Here is a 23,254-nt window from a genome sequence, read left to right as displayed (position 1 = left end):
TGCCAAATAGAGGTGGGGTGACTGGCTGCGAGGCGGATCGGGGTGCGACATCCGCGCCCGATCCACCGTCTCAGAGACGCGCCCATCCCTAATCTGAGGTGAAAGGATCTTTGGTTTCGCGGTACGCGCCCGCGCTTTTCACCTCTCGCGGACGCGCAGGCGGGCCGCTACGAGGCCCGCGGATGCGATGGCCGCGGCGAACAGCGCGATGATGCCGAGGTCGACCCCAATGGTGCCGAGAAGTTGCGGCGTTACCCTGGGCGCTTCGAGCGCTCGAGTCACGGCGTCGTACATCCAGAAGGTGGGGGAGAGCCTCGCTGCGGTTTGGACGCCGTGACCCATCAGCGACAGCGGGACCCATGCTCCTCCCAAAAACGACATGATCATGCCGCCGAGGTTGGCGATGGCGTTGAGCGCCTCCTCGCGCAGGCCACATTGCGTGAGCGTATAGGCGAGCGAAAGCGGGACCATCGAGAACACGAGGAACGAGGTAAGGGCAAGACAAATCTGAGGTGCGATCTGAGCAAAGGTCGCTGTCGCTCCGGACGTCACGATACCCACGGTGGCAACCCAGGCGCATACGCCGAGCGTCAGCACGGCGCACCCGGCGATGCTCTCGGCACCCGTGCGCCAACTGCTTACCGTCGACGCGAGCTGCCTGTGACGCACTCCGGGTTTGCTCATCGCCGCAAGGACGACGCCGGCGATGACGACAACGGACGAGGTCACCGTGTAGGAGCTAAAGGTGAGGTAGAACGCCAGGCGCGATGCGGCTGTATCTTCTTGTGTTGCCTCGATGACCTCGACGTTCGCGTCGAGGTCATCGAGATCCCGAACGTTTGCCAGGATTTGCTCCACGTCCGCTCGCGGGTCTATGGCCGCCTGGGAGGCGACGAGCGAGGCCAAGCGGCTCGCCCGCTGACTTGCCAGTGCCGTCGCCTGCATGTCGCTTCCCGTCGCGACCTCGAGGGCGGGCAGCTCGCGTCCGGAACGCGCCGAGTCGATCAGATCGTCGCCAAACCCCGCGGGGGCTATGAGCACCGCATCGACGTGGTCGGAGGCGAGGGCGTCTTGGAGCGCCACCTCCTCGTCTTCGCAGGGTACGAGCTCATCGGTCCGGGCAAGGGCCTTTTCTACCCCGCGCGAAACGGCCGAGTCGTCGCGGTCGATCCACGCGATCCGGGTTCTGGCGCCCTCGGTGCCGGCGGTCTCGCTTGCATGCGCTCCGCCATCCACCTCTCCCATAAGGGCAACGCCCATCACGGACAGAAAACCGATGTAGATCACGAGGTATATCGGGTGCCTGAGGGCGATGGTGAGCGCTCGTTTAGCGATGTTCATGCGCGGACCTCCTCAAGAGCCACGTCGCCCCCGCCAACAGCGCAACGGCGATACCGCAGCAGGCAAGAAGGCGAAGCGTAAACGGGGCGAGCGTGTCGTAGTAATAGACGCTGTAGAACATGTCTCGGATCAAGCAGACCGGGTTGAGCCAAGCCGCCGCGGAAAACGCGCGGGCAACGGCATCGGCGAGCTGCATGGCGGGCGCGCCGTAGAGGCCGGCGAAGAGCGACAGCAGGCATGTCGCCGCCGTGAGCAGGCCGCTGCGCGAATCTCTCTCGAGCTTACCGGGAAGTGCCCCCACCACGGCACCGATGCCGCTGGAGAGCAAGCTGGCCGCCGTGATCCCTGCAAGGCAGAGCGCCTCGCGCCCGCCGAAGTCGATATGCGCGGTAAGGCAGATGTAGCCGAACGCGATGGCGAGAAACGCGCTTGAAACCGCCCAACATGCGCCCACGGTGGGAACGAGCTGCCGCATGCGGCTCGTGCCGGATGCGGCCCGACGGGCGCCCTCTGCGGATGCCATGGGCTGCAGGCGCCACACGTGTTCCTCGGCGAGCTGGGCAGCGAACATCGAGGCCATGCCGAGCAACGCGTAGTAGTAGCGCACCATGGCGTCGGGCTGAGCGTGCGTGAGGGAGACCTCGCGCACGGGGGCATCGAGCGAGAGCGCCCGCTCGACCGCTTCGGCATCTGCAGGCGCCGCGGGGTTGCTTGCGGCGACCTGCTGGGTGAGTGCTTCGCTCTGGAGGTAGCCCGTCACGATGGACTCGATGATCGAGCGGTTCACGTCGTGGGATATAGCGTCGGCGGAGCCGTTGCCAGCGGGGGCGAGGATCACATGGGGAGCCGGCGCGGCTTCGTTTGTCACTGCGGATGCGGTGGATGCGTCTGCATCATTGCCCTTTTCGAGGGCTGTTTTCTCGCCGTGGTCGATAACTTCGACCAGGTACGCGCCTTCGACCGCGCCTTGTTCGATCAGATCGCGCGCCTCCTGCTCGCTTGCGACGGCATGCAGCGCGATGAGGGGCTCATCGGCCTCCGCCAGCGTTTCGACCACGGCCGAGAACGGCGACGCGTTCCAGGAATCGTCAGCCACCACCGCCACATCGACCGCCTCGATGGAGGTCGTCGCGCGCATGGGCTCGAACATGAAGTTGAAGACCGTGGCGAGGATGATGGGAAAGATGAGCGTCCATACGACGGCGCTCGGCGTGAGCAAGAGCCTGTGCACCGTCGTTTTGAAGGTAGTCCACATATTCGCCCCTTAGTCGCGCAGCTCGCGGCCGGTGATTTCGAGGAACACATCGTTCAGGGTGGGCGGGGCGCACGTGATGCGGCCCAGGCGCGCCTTGCCCGCGCGCAGCGCTGCGAGCACGTCGGTGAGGTTGTGCTCGCTCGCCTCGCACGAGACGGTGAGTAGGTTGCCGTCGAGCGCGACGTCGATCACATGGGGAAGCGCACGCAGGCGTTCGAGCTCACGTTCCGGAATCGCGGGAGGTGTAGGGGCGGCATCGCGTACGGCCCCACGACGCCCCTTCGCTCCTTCCAGCTCCACCACGATGCGCTCTCCCGTGCGAATCGAGCGCTTGAGCTCGTCGCAGGTGCCCTGGGTGAGAGCGCGGCCGTGATCCATGATCATCACGCGGTCGCAGATCTGCTCGACCTCTTCCATGTAATGGCTCGTGTACACCACGGTCGCCCCCTCGGCGCGCAGGCGTTGGATGCCGACGAGAATGGCGTTGCGGCTCTGCGGGTCGACCGCCACGGTGGGTTCGTCGAAGAAGATCAGCTCGGGTTTGTGTGTAATGCCGCAGGCGATGTTGAGACGGCGCAGCAGGCCGCCCGACAGCTTCCCAGGGCGGAAGCGCGCGAATTCCTCGAGTCCCACGAACTCGATGGCCTCTTCGACCAACGCCCGCCGCTGCGTGCGGTCGCCTATGTAGAGCGAGCAGAAGTAATCGATGTTCTCCCGCACGGTGAGCTCATCGAAGACGGCCACCTGCTGCGGCACGATGCCGATGCGGCGCTTGAGGTCGTAGCGGGTGGGCGCCATCGCCTCGCCGAACAGCCGGATGCTGCCTCGGTCGTAGGCGAGTAGGCTGAGCATGCAGTTGATGCTCGTGGTTTTGCCCGATCCGTTGGGTCCCAGCAGGCCGAAGATCTCGCCCGCGGCGACGTGCAGGTCGAAGTGATCGAGCGCGAGCAGCTCGCCGTAGCGCTTGACGAGCCCGTCGACGGCGATGATGTCCATTGCTTCCTCCACTCCACCTCAGTTTAGGGACAGGCACTGAATTGAGCGGCCGTTCGCCACGCGCATTGCGGCTGGAGTCGAGCCTAAGATCGGTACCTGTCCCCAAATTGAGGTCGTTGGGTGCGGTCATGTTGGGAACATGGTGCCTGACGGGCGGAAATGACGGTAGTGACATTTGTCACGACTTGGTTTTACCTGCCGTATCTTGCTTTTGCTACCATGGGGAACCATGGTACGAATCGTCGACATACTGGTTGTTTTCACTGCATGCGCGGTGTCGTTCGTTGCACATTCGACGCTCGACGCCGGGGTCGTGGACACTGCCGGTGCTGGCGTGCTGCTGCCATTTGGGGATATTGCAGCTTCTGCTTCGGTGGTCGCCTGCTTGCTGGTTGCTGTCATCGCGGTGTTGGGATGCGAATGGGCGAGGAGCGGGTGGCGTTCGCTTGCCCCCGTTTTCTTTTGCGCGCTCTCTGCCGTCGTGCCCGAGGGGTTGTTCTTCGTGCCGGCTGCCACCTACGAACTGTGCCGTTTCATCCGGGATCCTTTGCCTTGGCGCGCGGCGCCTCTAGCGGTGCCCATTCCGTTTGCCTGTGCCGCCGCGGTGCACCATGTGCCCGCGGGGGCCATCGTGCTCAGCGCGGCGCTGTGCGCCCTTGCCGCCCTTGTCTCCATGCGCACGAGCGCATTGCTCGCCCAGCGCGATCTTCGCCATCGGGCGTGGGATGAGTATCGCGAGCGCGAGCTGGTCGAGGTGGAAGGTCGCTTGGTAAGGGGTCGCGTCGATTTCGATTCCCGTGTCACCGGCGCCGCGGACCGTCCTGATGGGACCTCTGCTGCCGATGCTGAGCCGGCGCATGCGGTTATGTTGCCTCATCTTGCCGCCTTGTCGACCGATGGGCGTTGCCGGGCTGCGTTCTCCCAGCTTACCGATCGCGAATACGAGGTGGTTGCCCTCATCGCCGAGGGACTCGACAATCACGAGATTGCCGCTGCGGCGTTCATCAGCGAGGGTACGGTCCGCAACCGCATCAGCTCGTCGCTCCAGAAGACGGGCTACAAGAACCGCACGCAGCTCGCCGTCGCCTGGTGGCAAGCGCGTGAGGGTTGATTCCGACCGCTACGCGGAGATGGAGCCCGAGGGGATCAGCGGCATCCTGCGGCGCACCATCGATGCGCGCAAGAAGGCCGCCTGCGGCATCATCGCGCTGTTCGTCGTAATAGATGCGTTCGCGCTGTGGGCGGAGATCTTCGATAGGCCCAACCCTCGGTGCGGCTCGCCGCGATCATGTCGAGCCGCAGTGCCGTGATTTGTGGTGCACCAAGCTCCTTCTCGATTTTGATCAGGACGATTTGCCCGTCGGCACTGCGCCCCGTCCCCGTTATAGCGATTCTGCCGGCTGAAACCATTGCATCAGCGAGGCCGATGGCACTGTTCCCACCGATGACCTTGCCGGAAGTGTTCTTCCGAAATGACTCATCTGGGTCGTTGGCGCACCGTGTAACCTTCTTTTGGGATAAGCGAGAGAGCTCGATTTCGTTAATATCGGCATCGATGGTCAAAATACTCGTATTTCGCGCTTTCGATTGGTTGTTTAAACCTTTTTCTGGGTGCGATGGTGCTGCCTGGTCTTTCCCTATCTGCGGTTTTCTTTTCATGGAGCGCTCTCATCTCCACTCTTTAGGAAGTAACGCACGATTTTTGAATCAGAAAAGCGCGAAATACGGGTATTTTGACCACTAGGTCAATCATGAACCCAGATTCTCAAGCCGCAGGGGAGAACGGGGCCGAATATGAGGCGGCGTCCTTGCTGCGAAACCCTCGCGCCTGCACCGCAACGGGCGGTGGCGGAATTGTCGCGATGTGTTGCTACAATTGTCGCTGCTAGATGGTGGAGCGCAACGGCGGTTGCGAGGATAGTCTTGCGCTGAGGCCCGATGGCCAAAGGGGGCGAAAGCATCCCATGACGGCTGCCGTCGGGCCCCGGAATATCAGCGCTACAAGGAGGCTTTCATTATGGATGACGCGACGACGCAGCTAGCCGATCGTCTGCTCGATCTTCGCCGCAAGGCCGGTTACTCGCAGGAGCAGTTGGCGGACCTGCTTGGTGTTTCCCGTCAGGCCATCTCGAAGTGGGAGGGCGCCCAGGGCCGCCCTGAAGTCGACAACGTGGTCAAGCTCGCGCAGATCTACCGTGTGAGCACGGACTTCATCCTCACGGGCTCGGCGAGTGTCCCGTCGGTGTGCGAGACGCCCTCGGCGTCCGCCCCGCGCGAGCTGTCGCGCGAGTACCGCTTCGCCCTCAGCGCCCTCATGGTCATCGCGGGCACTGCGGTTGTGTTCCTGCTGATTGTCGTTATCCTGACCATCCTGTCCACGATACTCTCCTCGGGTGCCGACATCCCCGGCTGGAAGTAGCCGCTGGCCGAGGCCTCGTATGGCCTTGCGTGACGAGCGGGAGCGGATTCGGTCTCGATCCGCGCCTCGCGTGCGTAATGATCGCGGCCCATGCGTTGGGCTTGGGTGCTGGGAGCGCGATGCTGTCCGTGCGTTTTGCCCCTGCCGTCCTCATCGCCGTCGCAGGTTTCGTCGTGCTGGCCGTAGCAGGGCTGATGCCGGTGCTGCGCGTGATCAGGACCGCACCGGTGCGGTTTCTCAATGAGTGACAGAATTTGCGAGTGTGTTGATTGAGCGGGCGTTTCTTCTATCGAGCCCTCGGTATGAGTTTTGTTCAACTTGTTAAACTCTGTTCAACTTGTTAAACTTCTTTGACCGCAGAGGGTGATGTGCGGTGGTGCGCGTTAATCCGTTCAAGCCGACGGCTGGAATGAATCCACCTGAACTTATCGGTCGAGACGAGATTCTCGACGACTTTACCGAAGCGCTTGAAAACGGCCCCGGAGCTCCTGACAGATTACTTCGCGTTTCCGGGGTCCGTGGCGTGGGCAAGACCATGCTCCTTAACGCATTTGGAGACATCGCGCGCGAGCATGGGTTCCATGTGGTTGACGTCGCCGCGAACGCGGGCTTTTGCGATCGCATTCTCGGTGCCCTCTCGCGGAATCGCGAAGTGTCCTCGCTGTCGGTATCCCCTTCTATATTGGACGTGAGCTTGGGTTCCGTCGAGATATCCAAGTCGGCGACGCAGCTGGGGGAGGCGATGTACGAGGCTTCGCGCAACGGTGGCCTCCTCATCACGCTCGATGAAATTCAAGATGCGCCGCTTGATGAGATCCGCGAGCTTGGTAACGAGATCCAGTTGCTGGTGCGCCAGGGTGCGAACGTTGCCTTTGCATTCGCGGGTCTTCCCGCTTCAGTCGACGGTGTTGTGGTGGATGAGACCCTGACGTTTCTTCAGCGGGCCAAGCATGTCGAGCTCAAGCGCCTTATGGACTTTGAGGTCGGAGATTCGTTTGAGGACACGATGGTGCGCGCGGGCAAATCTGTTGCGACTGGGGTGTCCGATGTGCTCACGGCCGCCGCTGCCGGCTATCCCTTCATGGTTCAGCTTGTCGGATATTACACCTGGCAGTCAGCTTCGCGCCGCGGTTCTGATGCGATTGAGCTGCGCGATGCGCAAAAGGGCATCGCGACGGCGCGCAAGAGCTTCGATAACATGGTGATTGAACCGGCGCTCAGGCGCGTCTCGGGCAAGCAGTTCGAGTACCTTGCGGCCATGGTGCGATGTGGGTCTGGCCCCGTGGCGTCTGGCGATATCGCGCGCGAGATGGGGGTCGCCCCCACGTCCGTGAGCACCTATCGTCGTCGCCTCGTAGATGCGGCGCTCATCGAGGCTCCGTCGTACGGTGTGGTTAGCTTTGCGATCCCCTATATGCGCGAATACCTGCTTGAGCACGTGAGGGAGTAGGAGGCACTGAGCGAAGATAGACCTCAAACTTCTCTCCATCAGAGAGAAGTTTGTATACTGATGGCGAAGGAAGGGAGGCACCCAATGTCGCTGACTGCGTTTGACCATGCTGATCTGGTGCAAGAGGCCCGTGCCTTTGAGTTTCCGAACCCCCGTCCGCGCCACGAGGCTGTCGAAGCGCTGGCCGAGCCCGCGTCGTTCAATCTCAGCCATGTCATTACGAGTATCCGTCGGTTCGCATGGCAATGGGCGCTTAAGGGCAACGGGGAATAGGAGACCGCGGATCTCAATGTAGGGTTGAGCGATGGGGTGGGACCATGAATCGAAAACGGCTCTGTTTGATTATTGATGTTGCCAGTCTGGTGATTTGCCTGGTTCCCCTCGCATGGTTTCTTTTGCGGGTATCGAAGCTGCCTGATGTCGTTCCCGTCCACTTTGGTTTTGGGAACGTTCCAACCCGCTTTGGAAGCAAGTGGGAGTATCTCTTCATGCCGCTCTTTTCCATTGGCGTGATCATTTTTGGAATATGCTGTCGGCATTTTTCGCTCTCCAACGTTCCCGGTGTTCACACGCGTGAGGAACGAGACCTAATTGTTGCCATCATTGTGCTTGTGTCTGCCGTTTTGCTAGACGTGAGCTGTTTCTACCTCTTCTTCCTTGCCTTCTCTTGTTAACAAAACCGTTTCCTGCGAAGTTAGATCCGTAATCGCTGCACGCGCGCGCAGAGGGCAAGCGCGGCGAACCCCGTGACACTCGAGAAGACGGCGACCGGCAGTGTGAGCGCGTGCAGAGCAGTCGTGCTGCTTGCATGCATCCAGAGCCCAGCATGTGCCGGCAGTATGTCCCCGGGAAACGAGAGCTGAGCCACGCAGGAGGCGATGAAGCCGACGGCCATGATCCCGAACGCGGCGGCGCGGTTGGGGATAAGCCGATACAGCGTAAGTACGCAAGCGATAAACGACTCGTTGACGACGAGTGCGAGCAAGAGGCGCGGCGCGAGTGATGCGAGGACAGTTCCAAGGAGGTTGGCTTGCCCCGCCTGTAGGCAGAGGGCCGTTGCGGTCATGAGGACAGTTGCGCTATAGAGAACCTGAACGGGAAGCGAGACGGCTAGAAGATCGCCCGCTGCCAGCCGCCGGGGTGATGTGCCGCGCGCCCGAGAGACCGACCGGGCACCGGTTGTATAGACGGCTCCGCAAAATCGCCCGCATACTCCCAGCGCGATGAACGGCAGGAACACCGTTTCGGCAAGCGCCGAGCACGCGAGTGCGTCGACGGTCGATATCCCGGCGTTTGCTGTCCAATATGCGGGGTCGGGCGCAAAGCCGATACCCGATGCTTCGGTGAGAGCGAACATCCATGAACCATCGCCGAAGAAGAGGAAGATAAGACATGTGACCACACTGCCTGCGAGCGCAAGAAGTCCGAGATGGGCTTTCAATCCAATAAGCAACGACGCGACGGCAGGACGGGGGCGCTTTATGAGTTCGTGCCCCGAGGAAGATCCGCCGATTCTTACGGTCGCATGAGGTGTTGAGAAGTGCGTTCCATCGTTCATCGACAAGCCTCCTGACGATTGCAAGCCAGATACATGAGGGCCATGCTGGCAATGCATATGCCCGCGGCAACCATCGCTCCGAAGGCGAAGGTCGGTCCCGCCATGTTGAGGGAGCACGTGTGCATGAGCCAAACGACGGGACTTGCCCAGGCAATCTCCGGCGAAGTCCCCGCGACATACACTTTTGGGTGCGCGAGCAGGGGCCCTATGTGCAATAGCAGGGCAAGGAGGATGGCGAGCAGGGGCATTCTGCATATGGCGGCAACGCAGGCGGACGCAAAGTAGATGGCGCACAGAAGGAGGCAGTTCGTTGTTATTACCGCAAACGCAACCTGCCAAGTGACGTTGGATGCTATACCGGATGCTATACCGTAAGCAGCCGATGTAGCTGCGAAGGCAATGCCGCACGATAGGAGATATGCGACTGCGATTGCCATCGCCTGCGGTGCCACCTTCGTGAGAATGACCGCCCCGCCTGGCATGCCCTTCGCCTGGGAAATCTGCGCGCTGTTAGATGCGACTCCTTCGCCAATCGCGGTTATGCCGAGAATCACCGCCGCGGGGATCCATGCAACCGTGTAGACGAGCGACGCGCGCACGGCGGACTCAGCAACATGGGTGTGGTCGATGACGTTGCCGATGAACCCGATGGTGACCCCCATGGTGCCGTTCGGGTCGCCCGCCACCATGAACAACGGCCCACCTTCGGGACTCAAAACGGTGGCTGCGCAGGTCAAAAGGGCAATGAGGGCCACGGGTGCCATGCGCTCAATACGGCTCGCGAGGAAGATCTCACTGATCAGAGCGCATCTCAGGGCCGAGTCGCTGTTCTGTCGATGCGGGACGCCATGTCGGCGCGTTGCTCTATCGGTCATGACGGTCGCCTTTCCAAGACGAGGCGGAGTCGCAGGGGTTGCCACGCCGCGAAGAGACCCCGCCGCCACGGCCCAACATGATGTGTGCGTAGAGCATTTCCAGATCGCCGCCGCTCAGGTTGTCGACGTCATACGCGGTGAGCTGAGCCACCAGTGCACCGCTACTCAAGATGATGTAGTCGGTCGCCGTTTGATGAAGCTCGGATAGGTTGTGGCTCGATATAAGCACCGTGGTGCCAAGCTCGCGGTTGAGGCGCTTTATGAGTTTTCTAATCTCGATGGTGCCGAGGGGGTCGAGCCCGTTGGTGGGTTCATCGAGCACGAGCATGCGCGGCTGCCCTAAAAGCGCGATGCCCAGGTCGAGGCGCTTGCGCATGCCGAGGGAGAAGCTCCGCGCCCGTTTGCCGCCCGTGTCTGTCAATCCGACCATGTTGAGAATGCAGGGAATCTGCCGCTGGTCAAAGCCCCATTCAAGGCAACGCGCCTTGAGATTGTCGGCAGCACTGAGCAGCGGATAGCTCGCACTCGAATCGGGGACGTACCCGATTTGCGCCCGTGATCGGCGAAGTCCATCGGGAGTGGACGCGTCCATGATCTCGATGGTGCCGCTTGTCGGCTTGCTCAGTCCCATGAGGATGCGGATGAGCGTCGATTTCCCCGCGCCGTTCTCGCCGATGAGGCCATAGATGCGCCCCTCTTCGAGCGAGAGGTCAATGGGGCCCAAAACGGTGTTCGAGCGGTAACGCTTAGTGATGTCAGCAAGGCGCAGGGCCGTGTGCGACATGGGTGCCTCCAATTGGATGCGTTTGGATTGGGTTGTATCGGGTTGGCGATTATCGAATTTCTGAGAGGGATGGGTTAAGTAGGGCGTTTGGCCTTGGCGTAGGTGCTCCCGGTCGGCATCACGAGCGTCAAAATTGCGCTCCAAATCGTCAAAAGATGACGCGCGTGATGCCGACTTGCGTTCGATGAAGGCGGACGGGGGTAAATCGCCTCGTCTCGGTGCCACCCTCGCCACCTCAATGTAGGGATAGTCCCTAAATTGAGGTGGGGGTGCCCCTATTTCGAGGTGAAGTTGATCTGGATGTCGCCCAGGTTACTGTCGACGCTAATGGTGCGCGCGGCGTCGTCGGCACCTTGCGGCGATACGATGTCGCCTTGGTTGGTGTGGGCGTCGATATGATAGGAGTCTTCTGCCCCCAGGTACGACAGGTAGATGTCCCCGTTCACGCTCTCGATCCGACTCGTGGTGATGTCGAGCCTCTGCGCCGAGATATCCCCGTTCGCGGATTCGCACAGCAGGTCATCCTGCAGCGCCAGGTCCGCCAACATGATGTCGCCGTTTTCGTTCACGACCTGGGCCTTGCGTGCCGCAGCACCTCCAAGCGAGATGTCGCCGTTGAAGTTGGTCGCGAGGATCGCCTCGGCCTCGATGCCGGAGAGCAAGGTGTCGCCGTTCTCGTTGATCGCGTCGAGCTTGGCGGCGGAGACGTTCTTCGTAACGAGGCTCCCGTTGCTGGTGGAGGCGTACAGGCCGGCGAGCTCGCGCACGTCAGCCGCGACGACGTCGCCCGAATCGGAGTGCACCTCGATCTCGCCGGTGAACGACGCGGGCACGCGAACCACGGTTGTGGTGTCGTTGACGCCGCCTGCCTCGGCAGGGGAGAGGTCGATCATGACGCCCTCCATGGGCTGCGAGTCGACGTCGATCTTGAGCACGCCGTCCGCGTCCTCGACGGAGACACTCTGGCAGTTTCCCGTCCAATACTCGAGCTCGATGGCGTCGCCGTCGGCGGGTTCGAGTTGGACGTTCTCGAATTCGGACGTGATGACGATACGCCCGTGCGGCGAGGCGGCTTCGTCCTCGAGCGCGCTCACGGTCTGATGCCAGTCGTAGTTCACGGTGGACAGGCGGGCGGTGTCGAATCCGGCCGCCGCCCAGGCGCCGCACGAGAGCATGGCTCCGGTCCCGATGAGCGCCGCTGCGGTGACGAGGATGATCTTGGGGGCCTTACGCATTGTGAACGCCTCCTTCCGGGAGGGTGTCGTGGACGGAGGGGACGCTCTCGACGGCTGCGGGCATGCTTGGGCCGCCGTGGGTCTTTGCACGATTGGACGTGCCGTCATCATCTGTGCCGCTCACGCGCACGAACAGGCTCGCGACCCAGCGCGCGAAGGCTCTCGTTGCCTGGAAGAGCAGCCTGCTCGCCCAGAAGACGGCGAAGGAGGCGACGAGCCCGAAGCCGCTCGACACGAGCGAGAGGCCGAGGACGAAGACGCCGGGCAGCGGCATTCCGCCGCCTGCGAGCGCGGCGAGCGACGCCAGCCCCGCGAAGGGCATGAGCACGAGGACCGTGTCGACGATCCATAGCGACGCTATGACGGCCCAGATCGCAACGTACACGGCGAGCGCGGCGGCAGCCAGCGCAAGCGCGACGGGCACCCAGATGGGGGAGAACACGGCGAGCAGCACGATGTTCAAGGTGCGGCTGCCGGTGTTGGCCCGCGCGATGGCGCGCGGGATGGGCGGGGTCTCGGCGGCGATCTGCGCCGCGATCTCGTCGATCGGGCCCAGTCCGGCTACCGCCTCGCTCTCGCTGAGACCGTCTTCCATGCGGTCGCTGATGGCCTCGTCGTAGAACGCGAGCGCCTGCTCGACTTCGGCGTGCGGCAGCTTACCCAGCGCCCGCTCGAGCTCGGAGAGGAATTCCTGCTTGGTCATACGTGTGCACCTCGTTTCACGAAATCATAGATCGACATGATGTCCGCCTGCTCGGAGAGGAACTCGGCGATGCGCTCCTCGCCGGTCGGCGTGAGCCGGTAGTACTTTCGCAGCCGTCCGTTGTGCTCCACGGAGTAGGCGGTCAGGCAATCGGCCTTCTCGAGGCGCTTGAGCAGCGGGTACAGCGTCGACTCGGTAAGTCCCAGGATATCGGGTACGTCCTTGACGATCTGGTAGCCGTAGGAGTCCCGTCCTTTGAGCGACGCGAGCACGCATATCTCGAGGAAGCCGCGTTTCATCTGAGCATCCATGATACCTCCCTTCAACTGATACTATACGGAGCATAGTATAAGGCGTCAACTACCTCAAATGGGGGACAGGCACTTTTTGAGGTCTTGGGGCGCGGTGCCGCAAGGACGACTTGTCGTAGCGCCGCACCCTCCCGCGACGAGATCGTTGCGGGATCGCCGCCGGCTCAGAAAAGGGACTGTCCCTAATCTGAGGCGGCGGAACACAGCGGAGGCCGCGCCCGGCTCCCTTGGGGGATGTCGAGCGCGGCCTCGTTCTGCGCAGCTGCTGCGTTGCTCGCCCGTACGGCGTGCCTACTCGACCGGGATCGTCAGGTCGCCGATGGTGATGCTGACGATATCGTCGACATCGCGGATCTGGTTGAAGAAGTAGGTCTTTTGAACGACGGTCTTGCCGCTCTCCTGCCAGGATCCGTAACCGCTGCCCAGTTCCTGCGTGGTACCGTCGGCGAAGGTCACCGTGAAGTCGCCGTGCCCCGCACGGTTCTCGGAGCTGTCCTCGCGGCCCGTGGGTTCGGAAGGGCCGTCCACGGCATCGACCGTGTAGGTGACGTCCGCGCCGAGCGGGGAGATGGCGAGTTCGTTCATGACGGCGTTGTTGCCGTTGATGGTGAACGTCTGGCCTGCGGGCAGATCGACGGAGAGGTCTTCGTAGTCGATCTTGAAGGACATACTCCAGTCGCCGGTGGCGAGCGTCTCTGCGGGAAGGTCTCGCCCGTCCGCCTGCTTGCCCTCGGGTAAGTAGAGGAGCTTGCTGGCGTCGAAGTGCAGCGTCTCGCCCACGAGCGAGGAATAGGAGCCGGTGAGGCTCATCATCTCAACGAGTTGGATGGCGTTGTCCGAGGGGTCGGCGTCGAAGGTGTGGTAGCTGCCGTAGCCGCCTTTCACGCCAAGGCGCAGCGCGGTCAGCGCGTTGATGCTTCCGCCTCCTTCGAGAAGCAGATTGAAGGCGCCGTTCTCGTTCATCGTGAGCTCGTCGAACGCGGTCCCGTCATCCTTCTCGATGGTGTAGACCACCGCGTAGGCGTGGCGCATGCCGATGATGGCGTCGGCTGTGATGGTGATGCCGTCGCTCGTGCAGCTGGCGCCGATCGGCCGGCCGATACGGTCGATGAGCTCGGTCTGCGCAGGCCCCGCGCCGAAGACGGCGGCGAGGGAGTCCGCCGCGCGCGCGAGCGTGCCCGTGGCATAGGCGGTGCCCCCGCCGATGGTGAGCAGGGCGGCGATGCCGAGCGCCGCCGCGATGCGGCGGGCGCCGTTGCGACGGGCCTTCGGGCGGCGTGCGCGCCGCGTCGCGTCGCGCGCGCCGTCGGCGCTGTGCAGCTCCAGGATCTTGCTCGCTGCGGATTCGCGCTGGACGACTGCTTCTGCGGTGCCGCATGCCGCTTCGGCGAGTCGCGCCGCCATGCGCGCCTTCTGCTCGTCGGTAAAGGAGAGTTGGTCAAGGTCGGATCGATAGGAGGTGGAATCAAAGGTCGAGCTCATGTCGAACTCCTTCCAGGGCGGGGCGAAGCTTGGACCGGCCGCGGCTGAGTCGCGTGGCCACGGCCGATTCGGATGCATGGACGATGGCGGCGATCTGCTTGATGGAGCAGCCCTCGTAGTAGTGGAGGTAGATGGCCTCGCGGTATTCCAGGGGCAGCGCCATGACGCGCTTAAGGACGCTTCCCGATCGGGCCTCGAGCTCGTACTCGGTGGCTCGCGTCGGTGCTACGGGCTCGGCGATGTCGTCGAGCGCGACGGTGGTGCGTCCCGACTGGCGCCTGAGGAGGTCCTTCGCGGCGTTGATGGCGACGCGGATGATCCAGGCGCGCTCGTGCTCCGCCGATTCGAAGCGCTCCGCACGGTTGAGGGCTTTAAGAAGGACGTCTTGGCAGATGTCTTCGGCATCTTGCGTGCTGTGCAGGTAGGTGTAGCTCACGCGCAGGATCGTGTCGGCGTATGTCTCGACGAGCCGATTCGCCTCCGCCTCTATCGAAGCGCGCGCCGTGCCTCGTAACGCGTCGTGCGACGGGCCGCCCCCGCCGCCTGCCCGGCGCGCTGCCGATGCATTCCAAGCTTCCATGTCCTCACCTCGCTTTCTTGAGTGGTTTCGGTACGCGAGGGACCGGTTTGCGATATCTCCCTCTGTCAACAATACGCGAGAGCGACGGATAGTTGGCATAGTCGGTTGAGCGACATGCATCGCGATGATCCCCGCAGGCGTGGAGGGAGGAGCGGATGAGGGGGTTCCGCAACCGTCTTGCGCGGCCGGCGTGCTTGCCGGCGGGTGCTTGAGCGCGGTATCGTCGCATGAGCGCCCCCCGTGCGCGAGCCTCCTTAGTGCAGCGTGGCAAGAGCGGTGACGCTCGCCGACCGTGGGCATGGGTCCCGCTGGGCGCCTGTTGCTCCGGACGCCGCCTTCCTTGGGCGTTCCCGCGCTCGGTTCCATTTCGCATGGCCGGGCCGCATGAAAGAGCGTTTGATGATGCGAAGCCGGCGTCTGCTGAGTGCGAGGAGACGGGTTTTCCCTTGACGTGCGGTCAAGTCGAGGCACCGAGGCGGCGATGGGGCGCCTTCGCGGGGTTCTCGGGGAGTTGGTAGGGTGTTCTTTATAGCTCTGACCCCCGAAGTGAGTGGATTTTTTCCTTCGGGGCAAGTAGACCTATAACATACGGCAGATTCGCCTGCCGTTTGACCAGTTGGGCACTGTGCCGCGGTGCAGCATACTTTTGGATTGCCGTCTAATCCACTCACTTCGGGGGCCAGAGCCTCATTCGCGTCATCTCGCCCTGTGCAGCTGAAGATTCTAGCTTGAAAAGCGCTTGCTCCCGATCCTGGGTCCGCGCGCTTACCGAACCGTTGCCATAGGTTAATGTGCCCTATGCTAGATTCGTCTGAACATCAACTCGGCGACGGATTCGGGCGCCGCGAGCATAAGACGAGGTATACGTATGGCGCACATAACCACCACCGCGAACCGCAAGCAGGCGCCTTTTCTTCTCGCGGGGTGCGTCTTCCTGTTTGTCGGGTTCGCCGCGCTGGTCTACAGCCGCTTCGCCACGAGCGTGGGTGCGGCGGCGCTGTACAACCGCGCTTCGGTCGGAGTCGGCTTTCTGCTGTTCGGCATTTCGATGGCCGTCTTCACCCCCTGCCTCTACCTGCAGACGATCCACAAGAAGCATGTCGACCAGCGGGCGCTTGCACGCGAGGTGCGCGGTATCGCGTTGGGTTTCTTCTGCTACGTGCTGCCGTTCCTCTTCGGCATGGGGGCGCTGTCATCGGCGGACCGCACCGGAGCGTTCGGCATCGTGCTCACCATCGTGTTCCTGGCGATCCCGTTCATCTATCGCCGCCATCGCAAGAAGGACCCCATCAGCTATAACCATACCGGCGCCGCGGCGATCGTGCTCTTCTGCGGCGTGATGGCTGGCATCGCGATGGTCGGGGGCGCATTTTCCTGCAGCGAGATGCTCGATGACCTGAACGGCGGGTGGAAGCAGGAGACCTTCGTTTTCTACGAGGCCGAGATCAACCACCCGCGCGGCCGCGGCGCCATGCTTACGCCGACCACCTTCGAGGTATCGCTCTACAAGGACGGCGAGTCGGTCGCGAACGGCCAGGTCGATGCGCGCCTCAGCGTGAACGCGTCCGATTGGCCCGAGGTCGCGCTCGTGCTCGACGAGCCGATGGCCGAGGTACGCTGGTATCCCACGACGCGCACCCTCGTGGGCGCGCGCGATGTGGACGGCCCGCTTGCTGCGGGCGATCCGATCGAGTAGGGGCGGGCCATGCTTTTCGATATGCGGAATCCCACGAGCGCAACGCATGCGCCCCGTGCGCGGCGTCGCGCTCGCCGAGGCGCGGTCGGCACCCTCTACAGTCCGGGTGGCTGCGGGTGCGCCCTGCTCATGGCGCCGGTCATGGCGTTGAGCGTCGGCATCGCCCTGATGCTGATGGGCATGGCCGTCCTGGCAGTCGTCGCGCTCGTCGTCGCCATCGTGTTGACGGTGCGCGAGCTGCGTCGAGCGAGCGATGGTTCGCCCGCTCGCACCGGGATGATCGCGCTCATCTTCGCGCTGTACCTGCTGAGCGTTCCGTATCTCGTATTCTTCGCGTGGTTCTGGTTCGTCGACTAGGGGATGGAGGGTCCCGTGATCCGTTTTTGTATCGCGCATATGGACGAAAGCGTTCGCCAAGGCATCGTTGCGGCGCGTTATACGGAGATGGAGCTGGAAGGCATTCGCTGCCAGTTGCGCCGACAGGTTGAGGAGCGTACAAAGGCGACGGCCGGCGTGCTGGCACTCTTCGCCGCTTTCGACGCGATGCTGCTCATGACGAAGACGGCGCCCTTCGTGCTCGCGGCGATGCTCGTGGTCGAAGGTGTTGCCCTCTATGCCGCTTGGTACCTGCAAGCGGGCCGCCTGAAGAGCCAGTACAACGCGGCGCTTCGCCGTGGGTACCCCCGTCTCGAACGCATGAGGATGTGAGGGCGGGGTGCTTTGGGGAACGTTGCCCGTGCCGGTGGCGCAGCGATGCGGCGTGCACGGCGATGCGGTGCCCCGCGCCCGCGAATGATCACGACGGCTTGAACGTCGCAGCTTATAGGAGGAGATGACCGCCATGAGCAACCTTCCGACCGCGCCCGCCCGGACGCCGGAGCCCAACCCTATCGACAGCGTGTCTCCGACGGGGGATGGGCGCTCCGCGTACTGGGGCCTGGATGCACAGGGGACCGTGGCCGCGTACCTCAAGCGGCTGCGCTCGATCAGTGTGCAGCTCATCGTCGTGCTCCTTGCCAACCTGGTCGTGATGCTCTGGGCCGTCCGTCTTGAGCGCTATGTGCTCTATCTGGTTGCCCTCGCCCTGACGCTCGTGGCCGCCTTCGTGACCCGCCTGCGCAAGGTAAAGTTGTCCACCGGCCTTTCCGAGGTCGTCGGCGAGGACTGCGACCCCGCCCGTTATCGCGCGGCGCTCGATGCGCTCGCCGAGCGCGACCGCTTCGGCCGCTCCGCGAACACCATCGCCATCGAGCTCGCGTACTGCGACTACCTTGAGCTCGATAGCGCCGGCGCCCTGCGCCGCCTCGAGTCCGTCTCCTTCAAGCGGCCGGACAATCCAAGGTGGTTCCGCGTCATGCAGGTCGAGTTTCTGAGCCGCGTCGACACCGGTGACCTCGACGGCGCGCGCGACACGCTGTCCAGGCTCTCGGCGTTCCGCACGAGCTTCAAGGAGGGTTCGCGCAACCGCGCCGTCATCGATTCCCAGATCGCCGACTTCGCCGTCCTGGTTCGCCCGCCCGCTGAGCGCGACGCCGCCGACGCCGTCCGCATGCGCGAGCGCATGGCGGCGGCCGACTGCCACCAGCAGCGCGCGAACTGGCAGCTCTACCTCGCCGAATACGAGTTATTGCACGGATCCGCCGATGAGGCGGCACGTCTTGCGAGCGACACTGCCCTCGAGCCGCTCACGCCCCGCATGGAGCGCCTGCGCGCCGAGGTCCTGTCGGGGCTGGAGGTGAGCGGGTGATGGAATACGCCGTCTTCAGGCTCGCGATGCGGTCGCTGGCCTTCATCGTCGCGTTCGCGTTCTGCGTCTCGCACCTCGTGCGCAAGAGGGATTTCATCGACGCCGTCTTCCGGAGCCCCGACGAGGTGAGGAAGAGCTTCACCGGAAGGAACGACGTCCTGTTCCTGAGGGTCCTGAACATCGTCCCGATGGTCGTGGCGGCCGCCACGGCGGCCTTCCTCCTCAGCGCCCTCCTCGACGTGCCCCGGATCATGGGCGGGGGTTACCTCAGGGTCGAGGGCGTCGCCGTCGGCCACGCGCACGGCGGGGCGGACGTTCCGAGCGAGCGCCGGGGCGTCTCGGTGCGCGACGACGAGACCGGCGAGGTCGTCGACCTCACGGTGTTCTCCGGCTACGTCGACGACGGCGAGAGGCTCGCGGTGGAGTACCTGCCGCACACGGGCTACGGCGCGATCGTCGAGCGGGGCTGACGGATTCGAAGCAAAGGGGGCTGTCATGGCGTCTTCGCAAGGCTATCTCGATTATGTCCTTGACCTTCTCTCGGGTGTTGAGGGCTTGACCACGAGGAAGATGATGGGGGAGTACCTCCTCTACTCGGAGGGCACGCTGTTCGGCGGTGTCTACGACGATCGGTTGCTCATCAAGGAGACCCCCGCGTCCGCATCAGCGCTGGGCGCGACCGCCGTCCCCTACGAGGGCGCGAGGCCGATGTGGCTCGTCGATTCAGATGACGGCGATGCGCTCTCCCGGTTGGTAGGGGCCGTCTGTGCGGAGCTTCGCGACGGCTCGGTTCGGAAGACCCGCCGATGATGGGGGAGATGGCCTGCGCCCACTGCGGGCGGAGGGTGCCGGTCAAGTTCGGCGTCATGCCGAGGCGGTGCGTCTGCGGGGCCGAGTTCGAATGGGCGCCGTTTGGCGGGGCGGGGAGGGTCGCCTCCGTTCTAGCGGCGCTCGTCCTTCTTATGTCGCCGCTCTTCATGCTCATATGGATGGCGAGATCGCTTCTGCAGGATTCGATCGTCCTGTACGTCGTTGCACTCGTCATAGGCCTCTACTGGTTCCGCGTGTGCGAGACGCTGCTCGTGCGCTTTGGCCTGCTGCGCATGGAGGGCGTCGAGGTCAAGTAGATGCGGGTCGGTCCCTCGCGGCGCGGATGGCGCGTTAATAGCCCCAGCCGACGACCTCCCACGGCGAATGTTGCGAGGGCCTGGTGAGTATCCATTGCCAGTCTTCATAGCTGTCGTTTGGCGAGAATCCCTCGTCGGAAGCCTGCCAGTTGGTCGTGAATTCGGATAGCACGACGATGCGGTCCCCAGTGCCCTCCTGCTTGTGCTCAGGAGTTTCGTCCAGATATTGAGCTTCAATCTCATCGTCATAGCGGAGTTCTTTGAGCGTGCAGCCCTTGAACCCCGATGCGAACTCCGACTCGATGGCGTCGAACGCGGCTTCGATGTCCTCTTTGGTGTAAAGGTCCGTTGCGTGTGCGATGTGCTTGGCTGATTGCACGTTCCCGCCAGATGGAAGGAGGAGTGCCATGAGGACGCCGAGGGCGACAAGTGCGCTTGCCGCTGCGATAAGGACTTTCTTCCTGTTCATGCACCCTCCTGTGAGCGATGGTTCGAAAGATTGGGCTTCGGGCTCAGTTGCACCTTGTGGCTAGATTATAGTTGGGCGAGGGGTTGGCTCGCGTTGATAGTCGCGCGGACTCGTTTGGGGTTTAATCCGCGGGGCTCTTGGATGCACGCGATTGAATCAAGTTGAATACAGGAGGCCCAGCGTATGCCGGAAATAACGAGAGATACCTACGCCGATGTGAACGCCCACGCCATCGACGGGTGGAACTCGCAGGGCTGGGAGTGGGGCACCCCTTTGAGCCATGAGGAATACCTCGAGGCCCGGCAGGGCGAGTGGCGCATGCTGCTGACCCCCACCAAACCCGTTCCGCGCGAATGGTATCCGAGCGACCTGTCCAGTCTGCGCGTACTCGGTCTCGCCAGCGGCGGCGGTCAGCAGATGCCCGTCTTCGCCGCCCTCGGGGCGCGGTGCACCGTGTTCGATTACACGCCCAGCCAGCTGGAATCCGAGCGGATGGTCGCCGAGCGCGAGGGGTATGAGATCGAGATCGTTCGAGGCGACATGTCTCGTCCGCTTCCCTTTGCGGACGGGGAGTTCGACCTTATCTTCCATCCCGTCTCGAACTGCTACATAGAGGAGGTCAAGCCGCTTTGGCGCGAGTGCCATCGCATCCTGAAGCCTGGTGGTCGCCTGTTGGCGGGCATGGACAACGGCTTTGGATACGTGTTCGACTACCCCGAAGAGGAGCGGGCGGTGTACAGCCTGCCGTTCAACCCGTTGAAGAATCCCGACCACATGGAGGCGCTCGACCCCGTGGAGGACGGCATCCAGTTCTCGCATACGCTGGAGGAGCAGATCCGAGGCCAGCTGCAAGCCGGTTTCCAGCTGGTCGACTGCTACGAGGACACCTATGGCGAAGGCAGGCTGCACGACTTGAACATTCCGACCTTCTGGGCGACGTACGCCGTGAAGGGCGTTAGGCGAATCGCAACATAATCTGCCGAACCGCATTGACAAGAACATATGTTCGCCTATCATAGGTCTATCGTTGCTCGGGAGAGGGGATTGCGATGGCGTTCGACTACAAGAAGGAATACAAGGAGTTCTATCTTCCGCCCAAGAAGCCGATGCTCGTCGAGGTTCCTGCGATGACGTTCATCGCCGTCCGCGGCCATGGTGACCCTAACGAGGAGGGCGGGGCGTACAAGGGTGCGCTCGAGGCGCTCTACGGCGTGGCGTATACCATCAAGATGTCCAAGAAAGGCGACCATCGCATCGAGGGCTACTTCGACTTCGTCGTGCCGCCTCTGGAGGGTTTTTGGTGGCAGGACGGCGTGCTGGGCGTGGATTATGCGCGCAAGGAGGACTTCAACTGGATATCCGCCATCCGCGTGCCCGAGTTCGTGACGCGCGAGGAGTTCGAATGGGCCGTCGCGGAGGCTTCCGCCAAGAAGAAGCGGGACTTTTCGATGGTCGAGCTGCTCGTTATCGAGGAGGGGCTGTGCGTTCAGTGCCTGCACGTTGGGCCGTATGATGACGAGCCGACGACCGTCGAGGCGATGCGCGCGTTCGCCGAGGAGCAGGGCTACGTTGAGGATTTCTCCGACGAGCGCCTCCATCACGAGATCTACCTCAACGACGCCCGGCGCACCGCGCCCGAGAAGCTCAAGACGGTGATCAGGCATCCGGTTCGCAGGGCGTAGATGGGTACCGCCGTTGGCCGCTGCTGCTTCTATTGATGAACGTGGTATAGTTAGGCCACAAGTTGAAAGGGGTGCATATGGCTATCGCAGTCCCGGTTCGCGATATGAAGGACACCGCGGCTTTTACCGCGCTTGTCAGTCGAGAGCGTGATGTTACGGTGACGCGTAACGGTTACGAGGCATTTCATTGTCTGTCGGCAGAAGAGTGGGCTGCTCAGCGCGATGAGGTCGCGAAGGCGCGCCTGTTTTCTCGGATTCTGCTCGCGGAGCAGGAAATCGAGAACGGCGAGGTGGATGAGTACGACGTCTTCGCGTCGAAGCTCAGGGAAGAATATGGGCTATAGGTTATCGATTGCTCGCGAGGCGCAGCGCGAGTACCGCGATATCGTCTCCTACCTTGTCAACGTAGTGAAGAGTCCTCAGGCTGCCCGTCATTTCATGATGGAGTTCGATGCCAAGGTGGAAAGCGTTCGGAACCATCCCGAAGCATTCAGCCTATGCCATCTGCCTGAGCTTGCTGCAAGGGGATACCGGTCCGCCTCCGTGATGAGATATACGTTTCTCTATACGGTGCGCGGTGACGACGTGACCATCGCCCACATCTTCCATCGGTCGCAAGATTACGCTCGACTCGTATAGTGCTTTTATAGATGTTCGCAACGTGTCAATGAGGTGCGTGAAAGGGGGTGTGAGCGGCTCGGTTCCATCGCAGGAAACATCGCCGTTTGCGCCGGGGGGGATAACCTGCTCCACAGGCGCCTAGAAATAAAACAGTTCCTCAAACTTCTTGTCGAGCGCAATGCAGAGGACGAGCGCAAGCTTGGCTGTAGGATTGAACTGTCCCGTTTCGATGGAGCTGATCGTGTTTAGGGATACCCCCGTCAACTCGGCAAGTTGTGTCTGCGAGAGTCCACGTTGCTTTCGAGCCTCTCGCAGTGAGTTTTTAAGTGTCAGCGATTCCTTCACAGTGGCATCAGCCCAACAACGCGTAGGCACATAGCCAGGTCACGACGAGGGCCGTGTATAGAGCGGATGTCAAGAACGTCCAGCGCGACCTTGTTTTGCTCCATTTGTACGCGCTCCCTGCGGAGAGGTATGCGAACAGGATGGCGGCGAGGTCGTATGAATTCCCACCCTTTGTGAGCAATCGGATGAGAAAGATCACGGCAACGGCAGCCGTTAAGGCTATCACCCCCCAAGCGCTCGCCTCGTCAGCTAGCCTGTGATCCCGCTCATCAAGGTGTCGGTTGTCCATACGATTTCTTGCAAGGATTTCATCTCTGTCCATGTCATCCTCAATTCTGCCAAGTTTTATTGTCAGCGAAAGGATATCACCGACAATAAAACTTGGCAGAATGATCGTGGTAGGCCATGACAAATGCCGACGGGAATGGGTGGGAAGGATGTCGCCATGCGTCAACCCTTTCGTTCCACCTGCGGAGCGTTGGCAGGATGGTGCCAAGAAACAAAGCGGACTCGTCCGCAGTCCAGTACATGTTTTGGTCCATGCGTGACGCGCAGCCTCCTCGATCATCTCTTCCATG

The 23,254-nt window shown here is 62.5% G+C and carries 32 protein-coding genes; 18 read left to right on the top strand and 14 right to left on the bottom strand.

Annotation, left to right across the window (positions count from 1 at the left end; all coding sequences use genetic code 11):
* Positions 1-138: 138 nt before the first annotated feature.
* From BQ7355_RS00380 to BQ7355_RS00370, 3 genes are read right to left on the bottom strand one after another with little or no spacing between them, the layout of a single operon-like run.
* Positions 139-1,341, bottom strand: coding sequence for an ABC transporter permease (locus BQ7355_RS00380; RefSeq protein WP_072414394.1), 1,203 nt, complete (start codon positions 1,339-1,341; stop codon positions 139-141).
* Entirely contained in the window at positions 1,328-2,596 is a 1,269-nt protein-coding gene (locus tag BQ7355_RS00375; protein WP_072414393.1) for an ABC transporter permease, read from the bottom strand. Before BQ7355_RS00375 ends, BQ7355_RS00380 begins: the two co-directional genes overlap by 14 nt.
* Positions 2,597-2,605: 9 nt before the next feature.
* The gene (locus BQ7355_RS00370) at positions 2,606-3,592 is read right to left on the bottom strand and encodes an ABC transporter ATP-binding protein (RefSeq protein ID WP_072414392.1); all 987 of its coding nucleotides are present in this window, start codon (positions 3,590-3,592) and stop codon (positions 2,606-2,608) included.
* A 229-nt stretch (positions 3,593-3,821) separates the two neighbouring features.
* Here BQ7355_RS00370 and BQ7355_RS00365 point away from each other — a divergent pair, with 229 nt between their 5' ends.
* The 7 genes from BQ7355_RS00365 (at position 3,822) to BQ7355_RS00340 (ending at position 8,135) form a co-directional block, all read left to right on the top strand.
* Positions 3,822-4,703 carry a helix-turn-helix transcriptional regulator gene (locus BQ7355_RS00365; protein ID WP_072414391.1) on the top strand — a complete coding sequence of 294 codons (882 nt, stop codon included), beginning with the start codon at positions 3,822-3,824 and terminating at the stop codon, positions 4,701-4,703.
* The gene (locus BQ7355_RS00360; protein ID WP_072414390.1) at positions 4,693-4,902 is read left to right on the top strand and encodes a hypothetical protein; all 210 of its coding nucleotides are present in this window, start codon (positions 4,693-4,695) and stop codon (positions 4,900-4,902) included. Before BQ7355_RS00365 ends, BQ7355_RS00360 begins: the two co-directional genes overlap by 11 nt.
* Before the next feature lie 707 nt (positions 4,903-5,609).
* Positions 5,610-6,011, top strand: a complete 402-nt coding sequence (locus BQ7355_RS00355) for a helix-turn-helix domain-containing protein (RefSeq protein ID WP_072414389.1) — start codon at positions 5,610-5,612, stop codon at positions 6,009-6,011.
* Positions 6,012-6,130: 119 nt separating this feature from the next.
* Complete coding sequence (locus BQ7355_RS09410) at positions 6,131-6,259, top strand: hypothetical protein (RefSeq protein WP_275886582.1); 129 nt, start codon at positions 6,131-6,133, stop codon at positions 6,257-6,259.
* A 125-nt stretch (positions 6,260-6,384) separates the two neighbouring features.
* On the top strand, positions 6,385-7,461 hold the full coding sequence (locus BQ7355_RS00350) for an AAA family ATPase (protein ID WP_240307272.1): 1,077 nt from the start codon (positions 6,385-6,387) through the stop codon (positions 7,459-7,461).
* Between the two features lie 84 nt (positions 7,462-7,545).
* Complete coding sequence (locus BQ7355_RS00345; protein WP_072414388.1) at positions 7,546-7,734, top strand: hypothetical protein; 189 nt, start codon at positions 7,546-7,548, stop codon at positions 7,732-7,734.
* 44 nt (positions 7,735-7,778) lie between these two features.
* Positions 7,779-8,135 carry a DUF1648 domain-containing protein gene (locus BQ7355_RS00340; protein ID WP_072414387.1) on the top strand — a complete coding sequence of 119 codons (357 nt, stop codon included), beginning with the start codon at positions 7,779-7,781 and terminating at the stop codon, positions 8,133-8,135.
* Positions 8,136-8,155: 20 nt separating this feature from the next.
* Here BQ7355_RS00340 and BQ7355_RS00335 read toward each other — a convergent pair whose 3' ends face one another.
* The 8 genes from BQ7355_RS00335 to BQ7355_RS00300 form a co-directional block, all read right to left on the bottom strand.
* Complete coding sequence (locus BQ7355_RS00335; protein WP_143761621.1) at positions 8,156-9,019, bottom strand: hypothetical protein; 864 nt, start codon at positions 9,017-9,019, stop codon at positions 8,156-8,158.
* On the bottom strand, positions 9,016-9,894 hold the full coding sequence (locus BQ7355_RS00330; RefSeq protein ID WP_072414385.1) for a hypothetical protein: 879 nt from the start codon (positions 9,892-9,894) through the stop codon (positions 9,016-9,018). The genes BQ7355_RS00335 and BQ7355_RS00330 overlap by 4 nt, the downstream gene beginning before the upstream one ends.
* Complete coding sequence (locus BQ7355_RS00325; protein WP_072414384.1) at positions 9,884-10,678, bottom strand: ABC transporter ATP-binding protein; 795 nt, start codon at positions 10,676-10,678, stop codon at positions 9,884-9,886. The genes BQ7355_RS00330 and BQ7355_RS00325 overlap by 11 nt, the downstream gene beginning before the upstream one ends.
* Positions 10,679-10,953: 275 nt before the next feature.
* Positions 10,954-11,913 (bottom strand): DUF4097 family beta strand repeat-containing protein, encoded by a 960-nt coding sequence (locus BQ7355_RS00320; protein ID WP_072414383.1) that lies wholly within the window; start codon positions 11,911-11,913, stop codon positions 10,954-10,956.
* A complete protein-coding gene (locus BQ7355_RS00315) occupies positions 11,906-12,616 on the bottom strand; it encodes a DUF1700 domain-containing protein (protein ID WP_072414382.1) in 711 nt (236 codons plus the stop codon). Before BQ7355_RS00315 ends, BQ7355_RS00320 begins: the two co-directional genes overlap by 8 nt.
* Entirely contained in the window at positions 12,613-12,927 is a 315-nt protein-coding gene (locus tag BQ7355_RS00310; RefSeq protein ID WP_072414381.1) for a PadR family transcriptional regulator, read from the bottom strand. Before BQ7355_RS00310 ends, BQ7355_RS00315 begins: the two co-directional genes overlap by 4 nt.
* A 291-nt stretch (positions 12,928-13,218) precedes the next feature.
* Positions 13,219-14,409 carry a DUF4179 domain-containing protein gene (locus tag BQ7355_RS00305; protein ID WP_072414380.1) on the bottom strand — a complete coding sequence of 397 codons (1,191 nt, stop codon included), beginning with the start codon at positions 14,407-14,409 and terminating at the stop codon, positions 13,219-13,221.
* Complete coding sequence (locus tag BQ7355_RS00300; protein WP_083581339.1) at positions 14,393-14,989, bottom strand: RNA polymerase sigma factor; 597 nt, start codon at positions 14,987-14,989, stop codon at positions 14,393-14,395. Before BQ7355_RS00300 ends, BQ7355_RS00305 begins: the two co-directional genes overlap by 17 nt.
* A gap of 868 nt (positions 14,990-15,857) precedes the next feature.
* Between BQ7355_RS00300 and BQ7355_RS00295 the strand changes: the two genes are divergently transcribed.
* The 7 genes from BQ7355_RS00295 to BQ7355_RS00265 all read left to right on the top strand — a co-directional run bounded on the left by BQ7355_RS00295 (position 15,858) and on the right by BQ7355_RS00265 (position 19,559).
* Positions 15,858-16,685: a hypothetical protein gene (locus tag BQ7355_RS00295; RefSeq protein WP_072414379.1), complete on the top strand. Its 828-nt coding sequence runs from the start codon at positions 15,858-15,860 to the stop codon at positions 16,683-16,685.
* A 9-nt stretch (positions 16,686-16,694) separates the two neighbouring features.
* Complete coding sequence (locus tag BQ7355_RS00290; protein WP_072414378.1) at positions 16,695-17,042, top strand: hypothetical protein; 348 nt, start codon at positions 16,695-16,697, stop codon at positions 17,040-17,042.
* A 39-nt stretch (positions 17,043-17,081) separates the two neighbouring features.
* A complete protein-coding gene (locus BQ7355_RS00285) occupies positions 17,082-17,393 on the top strand; it encodes a hypothetical protein (RefSeq protein ID WP_143761619.1) in 312 nt (103 codons plus the stop codon).
* A gap of 133 nt (positions 17,394-17,526) precedes the next feature.
* Positions 17,527-18,432: a hypothetical protein gene (locus BQ7355_RS00280; protein WP_240307271.1), complete on the top strand. Its 906-nt coding sequence runs from the start codon at positions 17,527-17,529 to the stop codon at positions 18,430-18,432.
* Positions 18,432-18,902 carry a hypothetical protein gene (locus BQ7355_RS00275; RefSeq protein ID WP_072414375.1) on the top strand — a complete coding sequence of 157 codons (471 nt, stop codon included), beginning with the start codon at positions 18,432-18,434 and terminating at the stop codon, positions 18,900-18,902. The genes BQ7355_RS00280 and BQ7355_RS00275 overlap by 1 nt, the downstream gene beginning before the upstream one ends.
* A 25-nt stretch (positions 18,903-18,927) precedes the next feature.
* Positions 18,928-19,242 carry a TfoX/Sxy family protein gene (locus BQ7355_RS00270; RefSeq protein WP_072414374.1) on the top strand — a complete coding sequence of 105 codons (315 nt, stop codon included), beginning with the start codon at positions 18,928-18,930 and terminating at the stop codon, positions 19,240-19,242.
* The gene (locus tag BQ7355_RS00265; RefSeq protein WP_072414373.1) at positions 19,239-19,559 is read left to right on the top strand and encodes a hypothetical protein; all 321 of its coding nucleotides are present in this window, start codon (positions 19,239-19,241) and stop codon (positions 19,557-19,559) included. The genes BQ7355_RS00270 and BQ7355_RS00265 overlap by 4 nt, the downstream gene beginning before the upstream one ends.
* A gap of 34 nt (positions 19,560-19,593) precedes the next feature.
* On the opposite strand, the gene BQ7355_RS00260 is transcribed toward BQ7355_RS00265, so the two are convergent.
* Positions 19,594-20,028, bottom strand: coding sequence for a hypothetical protein (locus tag BQ7355_RS00260; RefSeq protein ID WP_072414372.1), 435 nt, complete (start codon positions 20,026-20,028; stop codon positions 19,594-19,596).
* 183 nt (positions 20,029-20,211) lie between these two features.
* On the opposite strand from BQ7355_RS00260, the gene BQ7355_RS00255 reads away from it, so the two are divergent.
* The 4 genes from BQ7355_RS00255 (at position 20,212) to BQ7355_RS00240 (ending at position 22,349) form a co-directional block, all read left to right on the top strand.
* Positions 20,212-21,003, top strand: a complete 792-nt coding sequence (locus BQ7355_RS00255; protein WP_072414371.1) for a class I SAM-dependent methyltransferase — start codon at positions 20,212-20,214, stop codon at positions 21,001-21,003.
* A 74-nt stretch (positions 21,004-21,077) separates the two neighbouring features.
* Positions 21,078-21,710, top strand: coding sequence for a GyrI-like domain-containing protein (locus BQ7355_RS00250; protein ID WP_072414370.1), 633 nt, complete (start codon positions 21,078-21,080; stop codon positions 21,708-21,710).
* Between the two features lie 77 nt (positions 21,711-21,787).
* Complete coding sequence (locus tag BQ7355_RS09130) at positions 21,788-22,054, top strand: hypothetical protein (protein ID WP_072414369.1); 267 nt, start codon at positions 21,788-21,790, stop codon at positions 22,052-22,054.
* Positions 22,044-22,349: a type II toxin-antitoxin system RelE/ParE family toxin gene (locus BQ7355_RS00240; protein ID WP_072414368.1), complete on the top strand. Its 306-nt coding sequence runs from the start codon at positions 22,044-22,046 to the stop codon at positions 22,347-22,349. Before BQ7355_RS09130 ends, BQ7355_RS00240 begins: the two co-directional genes overlap by 11 nt.
* 120 nt (positions 22,350-22,469) lie before the next feature.
* On the opposite strand, the gene BQ7355_RS00235 is transcribed toward BQ7355_RS00240, so the two are convergent.
* Positions 22,470-22,676, bottom strand: a complete 207-nt coding sequence (locus BQ7355_RS00235) for a helix-turn-helix transcriptional regulator (RefSeq protein ID WP_072414367.1) — start codon at positions 22,674-22,676, stop codon at positions 22,470-22,472.
* Positions 22,677-22,683: 7 nt separating this feature from the next.
* A complete protein-coding gene (locus BQ7355_RS09290; RefSeq protein ID WP_240307273.1) occupies positions 22,684-23,253 on the bottom strand; it encodes a DUF6442 family protein in 570 nt (189 codons plus the stop codon).
* Between the last annotated feature and the right edge of the window lies 1 nt (position 23,254).

It is taken from the genome of Collinsella phocaeensis (genome assembly GCF_900119895.1).
GTDB lineage: Bacteria > Actinomycetota > Coriobacteriia > Coriobacteriales > Coriobacteriaceae > Collinsella > Collinsella phocaeensis.
This window is presented reverse-complemented; position numbering and strand designations above follow the sequence as displayed.